17 protein-coding genes are annotated in these 15231 nt (G+C 61.5%); 1 reads left to right on the top strand and 16 read right to left on the bottom strand.

The window, feature by feature from the left end; translation table 11 throughout:
* Positions 1-5: 5 nt before the first annotated feature.
* From CH278_RS00545 to CH278_RS00530, 4 genes are all read right to left on the bottom strand, one after another.
* The gene (locus CH278_RS00545) at positions 6-1190 is read right to left on the bottom strand and encodes an NAD(P)/FAD-dependent oxidoreductase (protein ID WP_015586168.1); all 1185 of its coding nucleotides are present in this window, start codon (positions 1188-1190) and stop codon (positions 6-8) included.
* Positions 1191-1536: 346 nt separating this feature from the next.
* Positions 1537-2199 carry an FMN-binding negative transcriptional regulator gene (locus tag CH278_RS00540; RefSeq protein WP_202902192.1) on the bottom strand — a complete coding sequence of 221 codons (663 nt, stop codon included), beginning with the start codon at positions 2197-2199 and terminating at the stop codon, positions 1537-1539.
* Positions 2196-3470, bottom strand: a complete 1275-nt coding sequence (locus tag CH278_RS00535; protein WP_015586166.1) for a lysine N(6)-hydroxylase/L-ornithine N(5)-oxygenase family protein — start codon at positions 3468-3470, stop codon at positions 2196-2198. The genes CH278_RS00540 and CH278_RS00535 overlap by 4 nt, the downstream gene beginning before the upstream one ends.
* A gap of 4 nt (positions 3471-3474) precedes the next feature.
* Positions 3475-3786, bottom strand: a complete 312-nt coding sequence (locus CH278_RS00530; RefSeq protein WP_015586165.1) for an MbtH family protein — start codon at positions 3784-3786, stop codon at positions 3475-3477.
* A gap of 203 nt (positions 3787-3989) precedes the next feature.
* On the opposite strand from CH278_RS00530, the gene CH278_RS00525 reads away from it, so the two are divergent.
* Complete coding sequence (locus CH278_RS00525) at positions 3990-4943, top strand: UbiA family prenyltransferase (protein ID WP_080730065.1); 954 nt, start codon at positions 3990-3992, stop codon at positions 4941-4943.
* A 12-nt stretch (positions 4944-4955) separates the two neighbouring features.
* On the opposite strand, the gene CH278_RS27825 is transcribed toward CH278_RS00525, so the two are convergent.
* The 12 genes from CH278_RS27825 to CH278_RS00465 form a co-directional block, all read right to left on the bottom strand.
* The gene (locus CH278_RS27825) at positions 4956-5354 is read right to left on the bottom strand and encodes a helix-turn-helix domain-containing protein (protein ID WP_052047785.1); all 399 of its coding nucleotides are present in this window, start codon (positions 5352-5354) and stop codon (positions 4956-4958) included.
* A 473-nt stretch (positions 5355-5827) separates the two neighbouring features.
* Entirely contained in the window at positions 5828-6394 is a 567-nt protein-coding gene (gene def / locus CH278_RS00515; protein ID WP_015586162.1) for a peptide deformylase, read from the bottom strand.
* A 145-nt stretch (positions 6395-6539) separates the two neighbouring features.
* The gene (locus CH278_RS27285; protein WP_155289036.1) at positions 6540-6707 is read right to left on the bottom strand and encodes a hypothetical protein; all 168 of its coding nucleotides are present in this window, start codon (positions 6705-6707) and stop codon (positions 6540-6542) included.
* A 25-nt stretch (positions 6708-6732) separates the two neighbouring features.
* The gene (locus CH278_RS00510; protein WP_015586160.1) at positions 6733-7623 is read right to left on the bottom strand and encodes a hypothetical protein; all 891 of its coding nucleotides are present in this window, start codon (positions 7621-7623) and stop codon (positions 6733-6735) included.
* Positions 7624-7791: 168 nt separating this feature from the next.
* A complete protein-coding gene (locus CH278_RS00505) occupies positions 7792-8100 on the bottom strand; it encodes a hypothetical protein (protein ID WP_015586159.1) in 309 nt (102 codons plus the stop codon).
* Between the two features lie 36 nt (positions 8101-8136).
* Positions 8137-8568, bottom strand: a complete 432-nt coding sequence (locus CH278_RS00500; RefSeq protein WP_015586158.1) for a hypothetical protein — start codon at positions 8566-8568, stop codon at positions 8137-8139.
* 78 nt (positions 8569-8646) lie between these two features.
* Positions 8647-9396: a hypothetical protein gene (locus tag CH278_RS00495; RefSeq protein ID WP_015586157.1), complete on the bottom strand. Its 750-nt coding sequence runs from the start codon at positions 9394-9396 to the stop codon at positions 8647-8649.
* 76 nt (positions 9397-9472) lie between these two features.
* Positions 9473-10252: a hypothetical protein gene (locus tag CH278_RS00490; protein ID WP_141216645.1), complete on the bottom strand. Its 780-nt coding sequence runs from the start codon at positions 10250-10252 to the stop codon at positions 9473-9475.
* Positions 10242-10922, bottom strand: a complete 681-nt coding sequence (locus CH278_RS00485) for a hypothetical protein (protein WP_052049379.1) — start codon at positions 10920-10922, stop codon at positions 10242-10244. The genes CH278_RS00490 and CH278_RS00485 overlap by 11 nt, the downstream gene beginning before the upstream one ends.
* 727 nt (positions 10923-11649) lie before the next feature.
* Entirely contained in the window at positions 11650-11982 is a 333-nt protein-coding gene (locus CH278_RS00475) for a hypothetical protein (protein WP_015586153.1), read from the bottom strand.
* Between the two features lie 40 nt (positions 11983-12022).
* Complete coding sequence (locus CH278_RS00470; RefSeq protein WP_052049378.1) at positions 12023-14272, bottom strand: FtsK/SpoIIIE domain-containing protein; 2250 nt, start codon at positions 14270-14272, stop codon at positions 12023-12025.
* A complete protein-coding gene (locus CH278_RS00465) occupies positions 14272-14700 on the bottom strand; it encodes a hypothetical protein (protein WP_015586151.1) in 429 nt (142 codons plus the stop codon). Before CH278_RS00465 ends, CH278_RS00470 begins: the two co-directional genes overlap by 1 nt.
* Positions 14701-15231 lie beyond the last annotated feature (531 nt).

Genomic DNA, 15231 nt, shown 5'->3' with positions numbered 1-15231 from the left:
GCAAGCTACAACAAGTCGACGAGCTCGGCCGACATAAATTCGCGCATCCCGATGGCCCCCGAAACCAAACCGAAGTACCGAGATGTAAGTTCGGGCGAATTGGCAATGGCATGCAGCATGCGCAACCGGGACTTCGTCGGTTGAAGCTTCGCCAGGGCGAGAGTACTCATGTACGGCTCCTCTAGAACAGCTCCTGTCGACAGTGCAAAGTGCACCATCGCCTCATCTACTGCGACCGAGTTCCCGACATCCACCCCGGAAATAGAATCGGTGAGCAGGTCGGCTTGAATCAGCGCATTGGTGATGCCGCGGGCGCTGATCGAGTCAAGGTGGTGAGCCGCATCCCCCGTCAATGCCCAGCCCGGACCGTGCGATTTACGGAAATAGTTGCGTTGGTCCCCCGTACCCCACCACCGATCCACTCGGTCGAGTGCCATAATTTGTTCGTATAAATCCGGCGCTGTCGATTCGATCGCGGACAAGTACGCCCTCTGCGGGTCCCGCCGAACGACCGAGAATTCGCTCTGCGGCAGGTAAGCTGCCACAATTGTCAGGTCGTCATGTGTTGGAATACGGGCTATCCAGCGGCCGACTCGCTCATGGAATCCGAATCCTGTTCGCAAGCCTTGCCAGAAGGTGTAGTACACGCAGCTTGCTATGGGTGCCGATCGGAGGATCGGTGCCTGAACAAGTTCCGCGACCTTTGATCGCATACCGTCGGCCCCAATAACCAATCGAGCAGACACCGATGTGGTCGAATTTCCACTCCGGAGGCGAACTCCGGCGACGCGTTCGTCGTGCCAAATCAATTCTAGGACCGACGTCCGATCCGAGAACTCCGCGCCCGCTGACACGGCAGCTCGAATGAGTAGATCGTCGAGTATGTACCGCCGTGGTGCGTAAGCGGCATTAACACCGTCCTTCGCCGGGGTAGCAGCGATCAGACTCAGTCCATCCACATCGTGACTAATAGTGCCCAAAGGCGGACAACCGGAGGCCACAACATCATCGAGCATCCCCCACTGTGCGAGTCTCACGACCCCAGGGTGCTGGATATACAACGTGGACATGGTGTCCGCCGGAAAGGAGGCCCTATCGACCAGCAGAACACTTCGCCCCTGTCTGGCTAACAGCAGTGCCACCGAAGCGCCGGCACATCGCGCCCCAACAACAACAACGTCGTAATCCATTACCAACCTTCTGGCTTTCTCTGGCGATGACACCGACTTGGTCACGTTCGCCGGTCGGCTCTTTTGCCGGATTTTGGTCCGGAAGCAATCCCCCGGAATCCCAACTTCATTCCGAAGGTTGAACGATTGACCTGCTCGACGAGTCGGAATGGCGGCGGACAAGGTGCGTGAGAGCAGTAGCACAATTTATAAACTCCGCTTGCATCCGTAAACCGATGAACAGACCAGGCCGAAATGGCTGAGCCGGTGCGAAATTGAAGGTTTACAAATGGCGGGCACGGAATGCTCTTTTGGCGCAAAAGGCTCCCGGGCCGTGGGTTCCGTCGGTGCGTCCGACATGTCCCCATCAGAAGTTGTTGTAGTCACCATGGCTGTACTCCCGCATGAACGAAGCTAGTTCTTTGCCTCGCCCGGCGTGGTTCGCGCTGAAGTGGTCCGCCACCCGTCGCCTGGTCTCGAGGTTCTGCTCCTGGCTGAGCTTGAACATGCCATCCGCCGATTCCACCTCAAAACTGAATGCACCCACAGCCGGACCGATCCTTCGGTAGTGGTCCAGCGAACTGTCCATCTCCCACCCGCTGCCGAATTTCTGCTCGTACGTACTGACTGTCAATTGAACGACCTTGAGCGTCTCCTCGAAATCGGCAACAGGTTGCAGCTTTCCTCGGAGATGTACCGAGACGTAGTTCCAGGTCGGTGCTACAGAATCGCGTTGGTAGACACTTGGGGTGACATACCCATGAGGCCCGGTGAAAATAAGTTGGGCATCCGCACCGTCGACGAGCGAGTCCCAGTGGGGATTGGCCCGGTTCATGTGCCCAAACAGTGTCGATCCTTCTAAGTCCTCGCTCTCTGAAGGGGCGCAGGGAGCACAGATGACTGGCAAATGGGTGGCGTACGGGGCCTTGGGGCCGTTTGAGATCAGAGCCGCAAAAGGGTACTGCGCAACCACGCGGCGCAGCCATGTCCGATCACTTGCCTTGTAGATCCGGGGGACGTACATGGTCATCTCCTGAGAATGGATTGGGCGATTTCACCGGATCTGACTGCAGTGTTGGACAGGAGACCAGCAGAAAGTCCATGGCTGTGTTCGGTACTGGCACCGTGCACATAGATACCGGCGCGCACCGCATCCGACGTCGTCACTCGGTAGTCGCGTCCCACGCTGAGCCGTCCCTGCTCGTCGTGCTTACATTCGCGCATCAGGCCCTGGAGTAGCGGTGCCGGGTCACTTGGCCGGTAGCCGGTGGCGTAGACGATCACGTCTGCTTCGATGGTATGGGTCAGACCGGTGGCCGAGGATGTGACCTCGACCCGTACGCCGTCTGTGTCCTCGTCGACGGATGTGACGCGCGAGGTGTTGATCATCCGTAACCGCTGTTTGCCCAGGACCTTCTCCTGGTAGCTCTTGAGATACAGCGACTGTGAAATATCGAGATCGACCACTGAGTAATTGGTGTTGGCGTGGTATTCGAGGAGCCTCTGCTTCTCGTCGGTCGGAGCGGAGAAGAACCGGTCAACTCCCTCCGGATCGAAAATTCCATTCGCATACGGGCTGTCATCGGCGACGCTGTAGCCGTAGCGGGACAGGACGGTGTGCACATTGGCGCGAGGGAAAGTCCGATGAAGGTAGTCAGCAACTTCGGCGGCACTTTGGCCAGAGCCCACGACGACAAAATTTTGAGGGACGTATGTAACTGCGGCTGCTCTGCCCAGCAGTTGGGAGCTGTGCCAGATCCGCTCAGATCTGTTGACACCATCGGGAAGTCGAGGCGTCAAACCCATTCCGATCACGATGTTCCGCGCCCGCTGAACAACGTCATCTGGGCCGACTACATCGACGTACTCCACCACGCCATTCTCGACTACTGGTCGGATGTCTTTGATCTCGGACCCGTACGAGACGTTTGACTGAAATTGGCTAGCTGCCCACTCCAGGTAGTCATGAAACTCCACCCGCAGTGGGTAGAGAGTTTTGCTGTTGATGAACTCAGCAATTCTCTCTTTCTCTCGGAGGTAGGACACAAACGTATACCGACTCATCGGATTGCGCATGGTGGCAAGGTCTTTGAGAAAAGAGACCTGCATGGTCGCATCCTCCATGAGCATCCCACGGTGCCAGCCGAAACGAGGCTGGAGCTCGTAGAACTTCATGCTGAACTTTGCCGGCACCGGTCCGGGCTGGATGGACTCTTGAAGAGCTATCGCGAGAGCGAGGTTGGAGGGTCCAAAACCGACCCCAACAACGTCCGCGACGGACGAGCCTGACTGTGCTCCCATCGAGCTACGACCTAATTTCGTTGTGGTAGGCATCGGCTGGGATGCCCTCAACCGAATTGGTCGTTCCCGGCCGCATAGTTGGTCCGACATTAGTTGTCTGGCTGCGGTTTTCGGCCTGAGCAATGGCGAGTGACTTGGGGCGCAAATCGGTCCAGTGGGTGTCGACGTACTCCAGACAAGCAGTCCGCTTGGCCTCGCCGAACACTCTTGACCAACCGGCCGGGACGTCGATAAAGACCGGCCAGAGAGAGTGCTGCCCCTCCTCGTTGGTGAGAACGAAATAGCTGCCGTCTTCATCGTCGAACGGATTGCTCATGGTCCTCGCTTACTCGGAGAGTTGCAGTACGCCTGCTGTGCATTTCGGTACCAGTCGAGTCTGCCTAGCAGCGAATACGTTGGTCCCCTTTGTGGCACGAAGGGAGTAGGTAATACCTCAGAAAACTACAACTTTGGATGTAGTTTTAGCGAAGACAAGTCCGGGCAGAAACCTTCGTGCACTGCGACAGCTAGGCTCCGGCTGTGTCAGATGGGTGGTCGTATCGGTGTGAGTCGGTCAAGCACGGCACACAGGTAGGTCGTCCTGGGGGCGCGTCGAGTCCCGCAAGAAATGCATGGTTGTGCTTCGTGGAGGCCAGACCGCAGGTCCAAGGTGTCTATCTGCTTCGATTCGCGGTTGGAATTGCCGGCGTATCAGCGACTGCAGGGCCTGTCGGTGTCGGACAATTAGCGGCCGGCGCGTTGACCTGGTGGGCCGTCGTGATATCGACGTACTTGTTCAATGGTGTGACTGACGTCCTTGAGGATGTGGCAAACGCGTCGCAGCGACCGATTGCGCGGGGGGAACTGGCAGTCCGTACAGCCCGGTGGGTCAGCGTGGCTACGGCGATCACAGCCCTGCTGATGGCTGCAGTTGCGGGGCGCGAGATGTGGTGCTGGACCTTCGCCTTCCTGACGCTTGGGTGGGTGTACTCGGCACCGCCACTGGCTGCCAAGCGTTGGAGTTTGTCTTCTTCTGTAGTGATATTCGGCCTCGGCTGGGCAAGTTATGCTGCCGGAGCGGCCGCCGGCGGCGGAGGATTTGGGCGTACGGAACAAGTCTTCTGCGCATCGATGGCAACATGGATGGCGTTGGTGGGAGCGGTCGTGAAGGACCTATCCGATGCCCACGGGGACGCCATTGGTGGGAGGCGCACTCTGGCAGCGCAACGTGGACTCAGCTCTGCACGGCGGCTGGCCATATTCGGAACGACTGTCGTTGGAGTATGCGCACCGATCGCCTCACTGCTATGGGCACCGCTCGCACTGTTCGGAACATTGCCGTTGACTGCTGGAGCTCTCTGGGTGATGGCGCTATGCGCGCGGGCGAACGACTATGACCTGAAGGCACGGCGCTGCGGGTACCGCGCTTTCATGGCCACCCAGTACGCAGCAAACCTCGCGATGCTCGGCACCCTCCTGGTGCGCGCGGTATGAAATTGCGGGCCGCTAGATGCGGCTGCCGAATAGCCTGTGCAACGCGTCCATACGGGACGACGCCCCAAGTTTCAGATAGGCGTTGGACAGATGCCGCTTGACTGTGAGCTCTGAAATATTCAGAGTGCGAGCGATCTGCCGGTTGGTCATCGCGAACGCCACAGCCTCCAACACTTCAAGCTCCCGGTTGGTCAAAGATGCGTCTGACGCGGCCTCAAGCACTCGAAGTTGCCTGTCCCTCAAATGGCCTCGGGTCTCCTCGTAGCTGAGCATGCCCGTGTGAAGGCGGCCACCGGCAGCAAGGCGAAAAGCGGCGTTGATGCGTCTCCAGACCCCAGGTCGGTGTGTCAAGGGTGCCTCTTTGGCGGCCAGCTCTATTGCAGGCTCAAGGGATGACCACAGAATCTCCACAGCTCGCACGGACTCCGAAGCCGGTATTGCCTGTAGGGCTCGATGCGAGCCGAGCAACCGGGTGTACTCGTCTGGAATCGCCGACCGAGTAGTCGAAGACGTGGGAAGGCCTAATGCATCTACGCACTCGTTGAGGATTGCCAGTGCTTGGCGGCGGCACTGTGACCACACCCCCGGATTGATCCCGAGGGGACTATTCTCGCGTAGCAAAGTGGTTCTGTACGCCGTCACTACCTCTGGAATCGCGGCCCGTAGCGACGCCGCAGCCATTGCGTAAGGCATATGTTCCCCGAACTCCTGTTCCCTAGCCCAGGATACAAGACCATATGGTCCGTTGCCGTGCAATAGCGAGCCATGGATGCGTTGAGGGTTCGACCTACTGTTTCGTGTAGATGAATGTCAGGCTTCGTGAAGGTCTTGACGTCACCGGGTGGGTAGGCGGAGCAGAGCGGTCACTGCTTCCGGAGCAGAATCTATCGTGTTGGCCAATCGTTGCTGTACTGCTCAGAGACCGTCTCGTGGTCACGATAGAGCTGTTTACGTTTGCGCTTCGAGAGGCGGTCGCCGAAAACGATACCGTTGATGTGATCGGTTTCGTGTTGGAAACAACGCCCGAGCGTGCCGCCTGCGTTGAGTTCGATCTGGTTACCGTACTGGTCCTGTCCTCGACAGATAGAGAACTCTGGCCGTGCGAGGTCGGTGTATGCGCCGGGGAGGGACAAGCATCCTTCACCGAAATCGATGAGGTGTCGATCGTTTCCTTCGGCGAGTTCGACTACCGGATTGCAGACGACACCAGTTCGCCGTGTCCCGGTCTCGTCACTGCAATCGTAGATGAACACCGCAAGGTCGATGCCTACCTGCTGAGCGGCGAGGCCGGCACCGTCCGCAGCAGTATTGGTCGCGAACATATCGGCAAGCAGACTTTGCAGATCAGGACCGAAGTCGGTCACCGGTCGAGCCGATGTGTGCAGGACAGGGTCGCCCCATCGGACGATTGGTCGAGCATTGCCGAGGCGCAGAAGTTCAGAGACAGGCATGACTCGTATGCTCCACCCTGGCTACGTTAGAAGCAACCGATGAGGTTTGTTTTGGGCGCGTATCACGTTTTGTGGCCGTCATCATGGTGCGGAGTGGCTCGACGAGAGCATCCGATCGCGCAGGGCCCATGACAAGTGACCGTCTCTATTCCGATTCTTCGCCGGTGTCGATGGCTCCGTCGATGGGTCCGGTCTGGGGGTCTTCGGCTTGGACGGCGCGAAAGTCGGCGCGCGGCATGATGTCTGGATGAAATTGCCATGGTGCGCGGCGTTCTCGTCGGTGTGGTGGCGGTGAGGCCTTTTCGGTGGGCATGTCTGTTTGTTCCTTTCGCTGATGGTCAGTCCGTGTCGATGTCTTCGAGTTGCACGACGAGCCTTTCCCTGACCCTCTGACCTGGTCGCTCGTAGGGGACGAAGTGCGAGTTGACGACTCGGTAGCGGGTGCCCCGTGGGAGGAGGTGGCTCGTGTCGTCGCCCTTGTCCGATGCTCCGAGGTACAGCCCTCGTGTTGTTTGGATCTCGAATACGGCGTCCGTCGGATGGCTGTGTGCGTCGAGTTCGTGGATCGAGTGGCGGGCGCCGGTGAAGCGGTCGAAAGCTATGACCGAGCCGGGTGAGAGGGTCTCGGGTAGCTCGGATGGATGGATGACGGCGTGGGGCAAGCTCACAACGGTGTAGACCAGGTGTCCACGTCCGGACTCACGCTCGTATCGCTGGATTGCGCGGTCGACTCTCTGGATGTGGCGGCGCTGGTCGTCGTCGAGCCGAACTGCATCACCGTTGACATCGGACAATGCGTCGTTGGTGCGTTTCCAATTTTCTGGATCTCCGATCAGTGTGCTCATCGCACGGTGCTGGGCTCGGGGAACGCTCTGCTCGACAGTCCTTTTGGTGGCTGATCGCGCATTGCGCTGGCGGGCGCTGAGGCTTCGACGGAGTTCGATCGCGGCCGGCAGCGAACGTCTTTTTCGTTCGTTCGTGATCGGCGCGGCGGTGTTGCGGGGGAAGGCGCGTTCGAGGTCGCGGCGCGCGCGTGTCAGACCGGGCAGTCCTTCGATGTCGGTATCGAGGCCGCGGGCATGCTCGCGATTCGCGGCTCGGTCGGCGAAGGATGCGTGCGGGAGCACCACCCCTTGCTTCTTCTCCAGCTCTCCGCTGGATCCTCGATCGGGGTCGAACGCGCCCCCGTCTGGGGTGACGCGGTTACGACTACGGCGCGCGGAGGACATCGGACCTCACCCGGAGGGGGTCTTGCGGTCCCGGATACAGAGTCGGTACTGCGGCCCCGCGGGGGGCGGCGGTACCGACTCGACCTGCAGCGCCGCCGAAGTATTCGACAGCGCTGCAGCAAGTGCACGCTCGGCGGACGCCTCCACCGAGCAGTGCGACAGCTTGGGTCATCGTCCCGGCCGGCCGGGCAGGTCGGTTCCGGTTCCTATCGTCCATGCGACATCGACGACGTCGGACAGGGTCCGGCTCAGGTGGCCACAACTCGTGCATACGCCGGGCAGCTTCTGTGAAATCAGATCGAAGAAGTGCTCGTCGCACGCGAGGTGGGCCATGAGCTGTCCGCCGGCGCAGCAATCTTTCATGGCCACCGCCCACCATGCGCCCCGCGGTCCCGCTCCCCCGTCCCGGGGTTCCAGCGCGCAGACGTCGCAGGCCAGCTCGATATGGGTGATCGCGTCGGTTCGGTCGGTGCTCATCGCACAGCCCCCTCTGGTTGTCGACGGGATGTCATGTCAGCTCGCCATGGCGTCGTGCTCGCCGTGCTCGTTGTGGTGATCACTCCGGTGTTCCTCCGACGCCGGTGCGGCATGGTTCTGCTGCCCACTGTCGTGCCCGTGGGGTTCGCCGCCGGTGGCGGCGGTTTCTGCCGGCGGGGTCTGCGTGGGTTCTTTCTTGCTGGTGGCCGGTTTTGCGACTCCCTTCAGTGATGGCCGGACGTAGCCGCCCTTCTTCAGTTGGGCGGTGGTGAAGCCTGCAGCTTTGGCGGCGTCGTAGGCCACGATGAATTCGGCGGTCGAGTCGACATGTTCGGCCTGCGCTTTGGCGACTGCTTCGGCCTTCTGCCGGCTGTTCTCGGCTGCTTCGACAAGGTTGCGCATTGCGGTGAACTGCGGGCCGAGGATCTCGCGGGTGGTTGCATCGGCCTGGTCGGCGGTCTTGGGCATGAGATTCCTTCTTTCATGTTGTGTGCGAGGGACTTTCATTTCCTCTTGGGGAGGAGATTTGTGTGGCCGATCGTGTGGTCAGTTCGCCGGTTCGGTCTCGCCCGCAGTTGTCACCGCGGTGTTGCCGAGACCGCAGAGTTGCGTGGCCGCGACAGCATCACCGCGGGTGATGGGCAAGGCGTATGTCTGCGCCACACGAAGATATTTCGCCGCAAATGCACATGCGAGGTCGTCGTTGCTCGGATGCCACTGAGAAAGCCCACGTTGGGCTCGATGTTCAACTGCCTGCGCGCTGGCGACGATGATGTTGGTCTGTACGTCGCTGACAAAGCGTTGCTGCTGTTCGGGTGCCCATGCAGCAGCACCCAACGCCCACGCCGCGTCCAGCGGGTAGACGTAATCGCTTGCTGCAGCATCTTTCTCAGATGCTGCATCGAATTCGACGGTGACACCGGTGTATGGATCATTCAACACGCCCTGTGCCACAACGCAATTGTCCGTTCCGGCAGCGAATGTGACGGCCTCGAGCTCCGCTGCCAATGCGATGTTCCTGGTGTCGCATCCGTGATCGCTGCCTGGCGGCCGCACGAGAAGTTCCGCCAAGCGCTGACCGTCGGGCCACCTGGCCGTGCTGTCGATATCGTCGACGACGGGCAGGGCGTCGAGAAGGCTCGCAACGGTGATGACGTCGTGGAAGACCTGGGGTGGTGGTGGCGCAGTGTCGGCCTCGTGGTGATCCGTCGTGATCACCACGGCAGCCGCGGCCGCCACAGCGACCATCACGGCTGCGGCAATGGCTGTCCATGCGGTCTGATGTGTCTTCGCCATGATGGCAATCACCTCTTCGGGAGCTGTCGAGTTCGGGGAGGGAAGAAAAAGCAGGACGCAACTGCGCGCAGGCGGATCAGGATGCGACGAGAGTGAGCGCGGTGCCGAGTGCGAGGTACGGGCCCAGCGCGATATGCGACCGTGCAGGCTCGGATCTGATCGCTCGAAGGACCCGCACGACTATCACTCCGACGAAAGCCGTCAGGATCGAGAACACCAGCGCCGCACCGAGGGATGTCCAGCCGACGTAGCCTAGGACCATCGCGAGTGAGACCACCAGTCGCGCATCGCCGATACCGATTCCGCCGCGCAGAAGCACTGCAAGCGCGAAGAACAATATGCCGGCGGCCAGGCCGGCCAGAAGGGCGCGACCGACCGCGCCCCAGGTGCCGTGAACGACACCGGTGAGCAAGATCATTGCTGCAGTTCCGCTGGCGGCCAGATACGCAAGAGCAGTCGGAATCCGTTGCACGCGTTGGTCGATCCACGCAATCCAGGGCACTACCAGAGCCAAGAACAGCATTGCCGCCGGCGGCGCACTCGTCGGAGTACTGACGAAAGCGGAGATGACGCCCCACACGACACCGGAGACGATGACGGGAATTTTCGTCCCCAGCGCCGCCTCGTCGACGGAGATCTCGACCCGTGCACACACCGCGATGACGGTGGTCCGCAGCGCGGCCGACAGAGCTACCCCGACGATCACTGCTATCGCGACAATCGAGACGCGGCCGACAGTCGCAGCAGTTGATGCCTGAGTGCTGGCCCAGGATGCCGACGACGCCGCGATCAAGGCCCATAGGACGCCTGCCGCCAGAGCGACCACGACACTTCTGACGTAGTCGCTACGCAACATCGGCTTCTCGTTCACCATCGGAGCGAGCGGCGTGCACGGCCATCCGGGCACGGTAGCGGACCTTCTTTTTCACCGCTGAGTCGAGATCGATTCCGAGTACGTCGGCCAGGTGCTCGGTTGACCACCGCCGACGGAGCGAAATTCCTACGATCTCGGCTTGCTCTGCAAGAGTGAGCGGCAGTCTCCATTCGCCGCACAGGCGACGGTAGACGGCCGCCTCGTCCACGCCGCGGATGCCTCGGGGCGAATGTGGACGTGCTCGGGGGTCGTCGATTTCGTCATCGTCCCAAGCAAGAGGCGTCGCCCATCCCTGCTCACGGGCTGCATTCCGGACCTGCTCGTCGGGGCCGGGTGTCATGGAGATCTGGTCGTAGACGTCGTTGATGACGGACCAGAGTTCACTGGGGACAACTTGATCCGATGGCAACGTCGAAAGCTTGGGCACCGACAGCCCGGTCAGTTCGGACAGCGCTTGCACCGAGTAGCCCATCGCGACGAGGGCCCGGATCCGTCGCTGAGCTCCGACACCTAAGGTCATCGCCCGTCCCCGGGTGGGGTGGAAGGTGACGTCGAGAATAGCTTTCGAGATGCTTGCGGTGGTCTCGAAGCATTTGTGGTTGGCGACTGTCTCCACATCACTGAGGCTGAGCTTCGTGAGATCGAGGATCATTTGGTCGGGCATACCGCCGAGCCGCAACGACAGCAGGTGGCGGCGGGCGGGTCCGGAGGGTACCGACGAGGCACTCCCGCGGCGGGATGTTCTGTTAGATCCCGCCGCGGGAGTGGAGCGACGTCGCGCACGCGCAGCGTCACTGCCGTCGCTCGTCGGGCCGAAGGAACCACCCCTCGGCGTCGTCGAGCGACTCCATGAACCGGTATTCCGGTCAGGATTCATTGTATTGCTATCGGGCACTGCATCACACAGTGCGGGGGAAAGATTGTTTTGCGTACGCGAAACCACGTCGACGTCAGTCATGGTGCATCCCTTTTCAGTTGATGCGGTTGGTCAGACCGCACATCAGATGTTGGGGACACTACCTCGCGGGAGTGCATCGCGTCCAGACCGTCGGGTCGTTTTTCTTCGGTGATGAGAGTTCCTCGGTCGTACAGTCCGCCTGCCGCGACGCCGGTATAGCTATCTGCCTCGGCTCTTGTGCGGCATGCGACGAAGGCCGCGAGCGGGCAGGTCTCGCACGATTCGAGGAGATGCGCTGCAGCGACGGTTGCTTTCCGGCGCCGTTCGAGACGTGGGATCCGTGACTGCAGCAGCTCTGCGACCGCCGTTTCGCGGGCGGCCCAGTTGCTGTCTCGGACACACTGACCGAGCGGCATCGTGAACGATTCTCTGCTCGCGATCGCGCGTAGTTCTGCGCGGCGACCACTGGTGGCTTTCGTTCTCATCCCCGGTCTCCTCGGTGCAGTCGAGCCTGTCGGGCTGAGTAGGCCGAGCGGCCGGCGCTGATCGCGACGGCACCGAGGGCGACGACGACGGCGAGAGCGATGATCAGTCGTCGACCGTCGAGCCCGGCACCGTCCGATGCTGGGATCTGCACCATCGGGGATGCCTCGCTGGCGATCAGAATGGAGTGCTCGACCAGCCAGGCGATTGCCGTCGACCACCACAGGCCTGCGGATCCGAGAGCCATGGTGGCTGCGAGTGGGGCGATCCAGATCAGCGCCATCTGATCGTCGTCGGAGAGGGCTTTGCTGTTGTTGCCGTGTTGGGACATGTGGTTGTTCCTCTTCTGATCGTGTGTGTCGCAGAGTGATTCAGGTGGCGAGGGCAAGGGGGCGACGAACTTGAACAGTCGCGTCGAGAGGAATGTCGAGCACCCCCTCGTCGTCGCCGTCGCCACGCCAGGTCAGCCCGACCATGTCGTCACCCGACTCGTCTCCGTAGATGTCGGGTTCGTTGTCGACGACGACCCAGATCCCGGCGTCCTCGTCGAGGAGAACTAGGTCGCCGGCAACGAGGTCGACCGGAGCAGTGTCTTCGGATTCGCCGTAGCCCTCCCAGTCGTCGACGTCGGTACCGGCGTCGGGGACCACCTGCAGGTGCGGGCGGTCCTTGTGCATCGGAGAGCCCGGGACGCCGGACACGGCTTTTTCTTTCGGCGTCTGCGCGTCGGGCTTGGGCTGGCGAACGGTGGGGGTGTCGAGATTGAGCATTGCCATCGGCGACGATGCGCGACGAGCTGAATCACTGTCCGCGCGCGTCTTTCGCCTGGCGACGGGATCGAGATTGGGATGGTCCGACGCGCGCGCCCAGGGCGCGCCGGAGACGTGATGGAAACGGATCTCTTCGTCGCCGTCCACGGTGCCGCCGGGATCCGGGTCGAGGATCACCAACCGCTCGTGCCGCACTTCGAGAGGACGCAGGCGGTCCAGCACCGCTGCGTCGTCGGCCCCGGGCTCAGTCTTGCGGGGGTCGGGAGTGAAGTAGGTCTGAATTTCGACCGCTTGGTTGTGGTCGTTGACACTGGTCGCCCGCCCACGACATCCGCGCGGGATACCGACTCCAGTGGTTGCCGATTCCCACATCATCAACGCGCCCTGCGGACTCAGACGGCCCATCGATACGCGCTGGCGAAAGTTGTCTCGCATGTCGCCGCCGAAGTACTCGGCATCGGGTCGCTGCGTTCCCAGCACCATGTGGCACTTCGCTGTGCGGCCTTTTCGTCCGATCGACGCCACTTCCTGGAGGGTCTTCGGCTTGGTGGGATCACCCTTACCTTTGATGCTCGAGTACCAGTTGAGCAGGTTGCCTCGGAAGTCGGCGTACTCGTCGATGAACAGAACGACGGGCTCAAAGTCGGCCTCGGTAGCTTCTCCGTTGACGATCAGCGAGTACCGGGTTTCCATGAGATTCCAGAACCGATAGATGACCGCGACCTGGTGCTCCATGTGGCTGGCGACGATCTGTACATTCGGCCAGTCCTGGAAGCCCAAGAACTCGACCCCTTTTCCGTCGACGACCCATACCGGCCAACCGTGCGCGGTGAGCTGTGTCAGCAGGGTGTGTGCGGTGACGGTCTTTCCGGTTCCGGATGCACCGACGAGCATGAAGTGTGGGTCGATCGCCGGCCGCCACACCATGGGGTTGCCGTCCTCGTCCTCGCCGTACGAAATCGCGACCGAGTCGTAGTCGGAGTGCGCGAGGTCGCCGAGATCGGTCGTGGATTCCGCGTCGCCGAGGCCGGCCGGGTTGTAGAGCTTCTTCGGAAAGGTCGGGCGCACCTCGAAACGCACCCAGTCCGTTTCGAGGTTCCAGCGAGCACGCCACCGACCGGGCAGATTGACGCTCACTACTCGTTGTACTCGGGCCCGATAGCCCTCGGACTCGAGTCGATGTCCGACCTCATGGGTGGCTTCGACAGCTACAAGATCCCCGGTGCTCGGGTCCGTCTCGTGTCTGGTGATCTTTCCGGTCGGCCCTAGCAGCGCGAGAATCGTGCGCGTGGCTTTGACGAGTTCGGGCGAGACATGCGTCTCGGAGACGGACCGTGTGTCCGGGACGAGAACGAGACGGCGTTTGCGTGTGTTGTGCTTCTGGATCCGGTACCGGCCCCAGCTCTGCTGGGAGAGCAATTCGACGACGCGGGGCTCCCACTGTTCGTCGAGAAGGAGCGCGGCCGACTGGTAGCGGACGGTGATTCTGCCCGGACGGCCGGGCCACTGGCCGCTCCACCGAGTCGCCGTCAGGACATCACGGGTCGGCGGTGACGCGGTCAGCCGGCAGAGCTGCTCGATCGCACGATCGGTCTCTTCGGCTCGGATCGTGGCGCGATAGCCGTTGTAGCTGACGGCCGCGCCCGCGCCGACGCCGAGTGCTGCTCCACCCCATGCGATCGCTGTGTCGAGGTTCAGGATCGGGCCCAGTGCTGCCGACACGACTCCACCGGCAACGTAGAGCACACAGTTGCGGATCCACGGATTGTTCTGGGGGTCGAGCGAGGGTGCATCACGTAGCGACCGGTATCCGTCGAGGGGTGCCTGAGTCGGGTTGGGTAGCGCGCACATCATGCATCCCGGGTGATCGTGATCAGGATCCCGTCACCGGAAGTTGGGCGCATCGTTGCGGTCAAGGCCACGCTGCGTCGGCCGACTTCGTTGTTGAGATGGGTCGGGTTGTAGTCGAGGGTGAAACGGCACGCGGCGTGAGGCTGGCAGTGCGCAGCGCGGAGAGCCGCATCGACAAGTCTGATCAATCGTTCGTCTTCGGTGTCGACGAGCAGGTTGCTCGAATTCCACTCGACGACGAGCGACCAGACCTCGTCGGTGGTTGCGAGGGTCACGATCCGGTTGGTGGGATCGTCGAGCCTGAGGGTCTCGATCCGAGCGAAGTTCGGCAGCGCTCCTCGATCGATGACAGGACTCAGGGGGCCGGCCGTAGATCGACTGCTCCTCGAACGTGCCCTCGCTACGTGTAGTCGTGTCGGTGCGCTCATGGGGACTCCCTGTCTCGTCGTGCCTTCTCGAGAACAGGTAGATCCAGGTGCGTCGACTTCTGTGACAGCCGCGGTGAATCTTTTTCCGACAACCTTTCATCTCGCGCTGCAGCGCATGCGTTCATGGCCCCATCAGTGGCGCACCGATCGGTCACCAGTGCTCTATCGGTGAGGGTGCGATTGGGGACGGGCAAGTCGCGTTCCGTGTTGCGACTGACCGTCGCGGGAACAGCTATGTGCGCTCGACACCCCTTGACATGGGGGGTACGCTGCAAACGGCGATGCGAAGCGAGTAAGGCTTGCAGCGACCTTCCCACATCCGGGGCATATAACCACCAATTCGCGGCAGCATCGGCGCCTCATCAACTGCTCATCGGATGCGGTTCGATTCCTCTCTTACGCACCCTCGGGCAACGTCCATCCGCCAACCCCAGCGTCGGCGTGACTGCCACGAGATTCGGTATACGCAAGCCACCCCGACCGGCCTGGGGTGGGGCTCCTCCTCGCGGATCCGCGAGCTAAGGGCCGACG

The sequence above is a fragment of the Rhodococcus sp. 05-2254-5 genome, assembly GCF_002258575.1.
GTDB classification, from domain to species: Bacteria; Actinomycetota; Actinomycetes; order Mycobacteriales; family Mycobacteriaceae; genus Rhodococcoides; species Rhodococcoides fascians.
This window is presented reverse-complemented; position numbering and strand designations above follow the sequence as displayed.